The sequence below is a fragment of the Streptomyces sp. WAC06614 genome, from assembly GCF_003949795.1.
Classification (GTDB): domain Bacteria; phylum Actinomycetota; class Actinomycetes; order Streptomycetales; family Streptomycetaceae; genus Streptomyces.
On the sequence record NZ_RPRY01000395.1, the window covers coordinates 1 to 5,795 of the forward strand.

Here is a 5,795-nt window from a genome sequence, read left to right on the forward strand (position 1 = left end):
GCCCGCGTCCCCGTCCGCGGAGCTCGCGGCCGCGGTCGACTGGCCGACGGCCCCGTCGGCCCCGCTCGTCGAGGAGGTGGCGGCCGTGCTCGCGCGCGGCGGCGCCCCGCGGGCGCTGGCCGCCCGGACCGCCGAGGTCCTCGGCGAGGGCGGCGGCCGGGCCCTCGCCGAGGACCCCTGGCTGCTGCTGTCGGTGCCCGGCGTCCGCCCCGCCCAGGCGGACGGGTTCGCCCGGGCCCTGCTCGGCCCGGACTGCGGCCCCGAGGACCCCCGCCGGTCCCGGGCGGTGCTGGGCTGGCTGCTGGCCCAGGCCGAGCTGAAGGGCCACACCGCCCTGGAGGCCCCCGTCCTGCACAAGGCCCTGGCCCAGTACGGCGTACCGGACCCGGAGGGCGCCCTGGAGGCGGCCGTCGCGGAGGCCACGGTCCTGGTGTTCCAGGAGCCGCTGGACGAGCCGGTCGCCGAGGACGAGGAGCCGCCCGTACGGGTCCTGGTCGGGCTGGAGTCGGCCGCCCTGGCCGAGGAGAGCCTGGCGGACGGCCTGGCCCGGATCGTGAACACGTTCGCCCGGCCCGCCGCCGGCGAGGACTGGGAGCGGGCCGCCGCGGCGGCACCGGGCCGCTCCGCCGGCGAGCTGATCCGCGCCGTGGCCGCCCACGGCCTGGTCGCCCACACCGGCGGCGAGGCCGCCCGCGCCGAGCCGCTGGCCCTGCTCGCGGCGGCCCGCGGCCTGGGCCTGGACGCCTGGCTGGTCACGCACGCCCCCGCGACGCGGGACCGGGTCCCGGAGCCCGCGGCGGCCGGCGTGGTGACCGTTGCCGGGCTGCTCGCCGGCACCGAGGGGCCCGGCCGGGACGCCGAGGGCCAGTTCCCGCTGGACCTGCTGATCGTCACGGACGCCCCCCAGCTCGACGTGGAGAGCGCCGCCGCGCTCGTCGAGGCGGTCCCGGACGGGGCCCGCCTGGTGCTGTCCGGGGACCCGGGCGTGCTGGGGCCGGCCGGCCCCGGCCGGGTGTTCGGCGACGTGCTCGCGGCCCGGGCCTGCCCGGTGCTGGCCTCGCGGACCCCCGACCCCGGCCCGGTGGGCGAGCTGGTGTCCGGGATCGGCATCGGCGAGCTGAACCAGGTCGACGCCCCGGGCAAGGAGGTCGTCATCGTCCCGGTGCGGGACGCCGCCGAGGCCGTGCACCGCACGGTGCAGCTCGTGGTGGAGTCCGTACCGCGGGCCTTCGGCCTGCCGCCGCAGGCGGTCCAGGTGATCACCCCGGGCCATGGCGGCGCGGCCGGCACCCGCGCGCTGAACGCCGCGCTCAAGGAGCGCCTCAACCCCGGCCCGGGCCGGTTCGGCGGGTTCGACCCCGGCGACCGGATCGTGTACGTCCCCTCCCCCGGCCGGGCCCTGCCCGGGCAGGTGGTCTCGGCCGACGCCGAGGGGCTGCACCTGGACTGTCCGGGCGCGGGCGGGCGGGTCGTCGTACCGAAGGAGCAGGTGGAGTCCGCGGTGCGGCACGGCTGGGCGTTGACCGCCCACCAGGCCGTGGGCAGCCGCTGGCCCGCGGTGGTCGTGGTCCTGCCGGGCGACGCCGTGGACGCGCTGTCCCGGGACTGGGTCTACACCGCGTTCGGCCGGGCCGAGCGGCACCTGTCGGTGGTCCACGGCGTGGACCAGGCCCTGCCGCGCGCGGTGGCCGAGGGCACGTCGAAGCCGAGGACGACCCGACTGACGGGCCTGCTGCGGGGCCTGGCGGCCGCGGCGCGCGCGGAGCAGTAGCCACCCCCGTCGGCCCGGCGCGCCCGGCCCGGCCCGGCCCCCGACGCACCACCGCTGCCGGCGCGGAACGCCGACAGCGGTGGGGTGACCGGAACGGCCGGGCGGCCGGCCGATCCGGCCGGCCGCCCGGCAGGGACGGCGGGGACGGTCAGCGGTCGGCCGTCTCCAGGCCGTCACCCTGGTGCGCCCCGTGGCGCCCGGCCCCGTCGTGCTCGTGGTCCTCGGGGTCGTCGTGGTCCTCGTCGTGGTCTTCGTGGTCTTCGTGGTCTTCGTGGTCGAGGTCGGGCCCGTCATGCTCCTCGGGCTCGTCGTAGAGCTCGTCGTGCTCGTCGTCGAAGACGGAACTGACGTCGAAGCGGTGCAGGACGCTCTCCGGATCGGCCTGGTCGAAGGGGGTGGCCAGCCACTCCCCCGGCTCGGCGGGTTCCTCCAGGGCCGCCACCCACAAGGTGGAGTCGCCCTCCTCCAGACCGAACTCCTTGTAGCGCGAGGCGATTTCGTCGGCCTCGTACTCACCGAACAGCACCCCGAGCGCGCCGGCCGTGCCGCCGTCGTGGAGGAGTTCGGCGTCCCGGTCGTGCGCGGCGACCCGTTCCGCCTGGGCGATCAGCCGCTGCGGTTCGGCGACGGCGTAGTCACGGCGGATCAGCACGCTGAACGCGGTGGGCTCGGCGGGCCCGGTGTACGGGACCCCGTCCTCGCCCTCCGGGATCTCGAAGGGAATGACCTCGTCGTACACCTCGTAGAGCAGCTCGTCGTAGGCCTCGGCCGTCGCGGCGAGTTCGTTGAACGCGGCTTGCACGACAGGGTCCTTGGCCCCGGAGCGGCTCTCGACCGCGGCCAGGTGACGATCGAGCGCGGCCTTGACCGCCTCGGCGGCGGCACGTACCTCGGCAACGGTGGGCAGAGCGGCATCAGACATAGTGCAGACGCTATCCGTAGCAGGCCGGTGCCCGCACAATAGATGCGATGCCGGAATACGAATTTGTCGACGTGTACGTGCCCCGCGGTGTGCCCCGCAAGGAGGCGACCCGCCTGCTGACCGACCATGCCGAGTACGGGAACTGGGAGTTGGACCGGCTGACGCTGATGCGCGACGGCAGCCGGCGGGTACGGCTGCGGCGGCGGATCATCCGCCAGATCCGCGCCACGTGGTGAAGGCCGTGGGCCCCGGGGAACTCCCCGGGGCCCACGGCCCCGCCTCGGGCCCGTCAGGCCCGTCAAGCCCCCGGAGCCGCCGTCAGGCGGCGCCGCGGGCCCGCCGGTAGAGCAGCGCACCACCGAGCAACAGCCCACCGGCGAGCGGCGCGGCGATGCCCAGGGCACCGCTCCCGCCGGTCTCGGCGAGCGCGCCGGGGGCGCCGGGGGCGCCGGGGCCACCCGGCGTACCGGTCCCCGGGTGCGTCACGGGCGTGACGCCCCCGGTACCCGGCTGGGCGCCGGGGCTGCCCGGGGCACCGGGCCCTCCTGGCTGGCCGGGCGTGCCCGGGTTGCCCGAGTTGCCGCCGGGGTGCCCGGGCTGACCCGGGTTTCCGTTGCCGGGCTGACCCGGGTTGCCGTTGCCGGGGTTACCCGGGTTTCCGTTGCCGGGCTGACCCGGGTTTCCGTTGCCGGGGTTACCGGGCTGGCCGGGATTACCGTTCCCGGGGTTGCCGGGATGGCCGGGGTTACCGGGGTGCCCCGGCTCGCAGTCGTCGCCGCCCGGCCCGCCGGGGTAGCCCGGGTGCCCGGGATGCCCGGGATGCCCGGGGTGACCCGGGAGCCCGGGCGTACCCGGATCGCCATGACCACCAGGACCACCGGGACCACCGGGATGGCCCGGCTGGCCAGGGTGGCCAGGGTGGCCCGGTTGGCCCGGATGCCCGGGATGGCCAGGATGACCCGGCTGGCCAGGATGGCCGGGGTGGCCCGGTTGGCGGGGACCGCCGTGGGAGCGGTTCCCGCACGGGTTGCCGAAGGCCGGGTTCAGGGCGCCTGGCGCGTTCACGGTGTTGCCGCACACGTTCACCGGCGCGTGGACCGGCGCCGAGACGGCATTGCCGGACAGCACGCCCGGCGAGTTCGCCGCCTCGGCCTGCGCGCCCGCGTCCGCCTGCGCGTAACCCCCACCGGCCGCGAGCGCCCCGCCCACGGCCGCCACGGTGACCAGCGTCCTGCGGGTCACCTGTCGTCGCATCTGCTGGTGCATCTGCATCAGTACGTTCTCGCCCCCTGGGAAAGCCCTGTGAAAAAGCCCGGTGCCCCGGAACGCTGGAGTGCGTTCCGGGGCCCGGGACTTCAGCTACTTCAGTTGTTGATGCAGGTGTTGCCGAAGGCGGGGTTCAGCAGACCGATGACGTTGATCGTGTTGCCGCACACGTTCACCGGAACGTGGACCGGCACCTGGACGACGTTGCCGGACAGGACGCCCGGGGAGCCGACAGCGGCACCCTGCGCACCGGCGTCGGCGACGGCCAGGCCCGCACCCGCGAGAACCAGACCACCGGTGGCAGCCGCGGCGGCGACAACCTTCTTGATCATCATTCCTCCTAGTAGGCAATGCGGTCCCAGCCGCGGACCGCACCACCTGTAACGAGGAGGTCCCACCAGGGCTACGAGCGTATGAGCGCATTCACTCTTCCCGGTGAGATGCGCACACCTTCCCGATTCTCAGCAGTTATCGATGAATCGGTCGAGCACGCGTACCCCGAACTTCAGCCCGTCCACCGGCACCCGCTCGTCGACGCCGTGGAACATCCCGGCGAAGTCCAGCTCCGGCGGGAGCTGCAGCGGCGCGAAGCCGAAGCAGCGGATGCCGAGGTCGTCGAAGGACTTGGCGTCCGTACCGCCCGAGAGCATGTACGGGACCGCCCGCGCGATCGGGTCCTCCGCCTTGAGGGCGCCCTGCATGGCGTCGACGAGGCGGCCGTCGAAGTCGGTCTCCAGGGCCCGGTCCCCGTGGACGTCCTCGCGCTTGACCCGGGGGCCGAGGATCCGGTCGAGATCGGCCAGGAACTCGTCCTCGTACCCCGGCAGGAAACGGCCGTCGACGTGCGCCACGGCCTGGCCGGGGATCACGTTGACCTTGTAGCCGGCGCCGAGCATGGTCGGCTGGGCGGTGTTCCGCAGGGTGGCGCCGATGATCTTGGCGATGCCGCCCAGCTTGGCGAGGGTGGCGTCCATGTCCTCCGGGTCGAGGGGGGTGCCCAGCGCGTCCGAGAGCTCGTCGAGGAAGGACCGGACGGTCTTGGTGACCCGGACCGGGAACTGGTGCCGGCCCAGCCGGCCGACCGCCTCGCACAGCTCGGTGATGGCGTTGTCGTTGTTGGTCATGGAGCCGTGGCCGGCGGTGCCGTCCACGGTCAGCCGCATCCAGTGCATGCCCTTCTGGGCGGTCTCGATCAGGTACAGCCGCAGGTTCTCGTTGACGGTGAACGAGAAGCCGCCGACCTCGCCGATCGCCTCGGTGACCCCCTCGAACAGGCCGGGGTGCTTGTCGACCAGGTGGCGGGCGCCGTAGACGCCGCCGGCCTCCTCGTCGGCGAGGAAGGCGAGCACGATGTCCCGGGGCGGCTTGCGGCCGCTGCGCAGCCGGTCCCGGACGACCGCCAGGGTCATCGCGTCCATGTCCTTCATGTCGACCGCACCCCGGCCCCACACGCACCCGTCGGCGATCTCGCCGGAGAACGGGTCGTACGTCCAGTCGGCCGCATTGGCCGGGACCACGTCCGTGTGCCCGTGGATCAGCAGGGCGGGCCGCGACGGGTCCTCGCCCTCGATCCGGGCGACGGTGGAGGCCCGCCCCTTGTGCGACTCGAAGATCTGCGGCTCCAGGCCCACCTCGGCGAGCTTCTCGGCCACCCACTCGGCGGCCTTGCGTTCGCCGGGGCCGGAGTGGTCGCCGTAGTTGCTGGTGTCGATCCGGATGAGGTCCCGGCAGAGGTCGACGACCTCGTCCTCGCCGGTGACGGTCCTGCCGGTGCTCGACTCGCTCACGCTGCTTCCTCCCACTGATCGACTGGCCGCTGGCGGCCCTCCCCCCATC

The 5,795-nt window shown here is 74.7% G+C and carries 6 protein-coding genes and 1 pseudogene; 2 read left to right on the plus strand and 5 right to left on the minus strand.

All coding sequences use genetic code 11. The features are described from left to right. On the plus strand, positions 1–1,771 hold a 1,771-nt coding region (locus tag EF918_RS31535; RefSeq protein WP_125652342.1), incomplete at its 5' end, for an ATP-binding domain-containing protein. Positions 1,772–1,919: 148 nt separating this feature from the next. Here EF918_RS31535 and EF918_RS31540 read toward each other — a convergent pair. Then, positions 1,920–2,693, minus strand: a complete 774-nt coding sequence (locus EF918_RS31540) for a hypothetical protein (protein WP_260610842.1) — start codon at positions 2,691–2,693, stop codon at positions 1,920–1,922. Positions 2,694–2,740: 47 nt separating this feature from the next. Here EF918_RS31540 and EF918_RS31545 point away from each other — a divergent pair, with 47 nt between their 5' ends. Next, a complete protein-coding gene (locus EF918_RS31545) occupies positions 2,741–2,929 on the plus strand; it encodes a DUF5703 family protein (protein ID WP_125652343.1) in 189 nt (62 codons plus the stop codon). An 82-nt stretch (positions 2,930–3,011) separates the two neighbouring features. Here EF918_RS31545 and EF918_RS38720 read toward each other — a convergent pair whose 3' ends face one another. The 4 genes and pseudogenes from EF918_RS38720 to EF918_RS31560 all read right to left on the minus strand — a co-directional run bounded on the left by EF918_RS38720 (position 3,012) and on the right by EF918_RS31560 (position 5,746). After that, positions 3,012–3,179 carry a hypothetical protein gene (locus tag EF918_RS38720; protein WP_260610843.1) on the minus strand — a complete coding sequence of 56 codons (168 nt, stop codon included), beginning with the start codon at positions 3,177–3,179 and terminating at the stop codon, positions 3,012–3,014. A 540-nt stretch (positions 3,180–3,719) separates the two neighbouring features. After that, positions 3,720–3,965 (minus strand): annotated as a pseudogene (locus EF918_RS38725) (chaplin); the annotation flags it as partial. Between the two features lie 92 nt (positions 3,966–4,057). Further along, a complete protein-coding gene (chpH, locus tag EF918_RS31555) occupies positions 4,058–4,291 on the minus strand; it encodes a chaplin ChpH (RefSeq protein WP_125652344.1) in 234 nt (77 codons plus the stop codon). A 129-nt stretch (positions 4,292–4,420) separates the two neighbouring features. After that, positions 4,421–5,746: a M20/M25/M40 family metallo-hydrolase gene (locus tag EF918_RS31560; protein WP_125652345.1), complete on the minus strand. Its 1,326-nt coding sequence runs from the start codon at positions 5,744–5,746 to the stop codon at positions 4,421–4,423. Positions 5,747–5,795 lie beyond the last annotated feature (49 nt).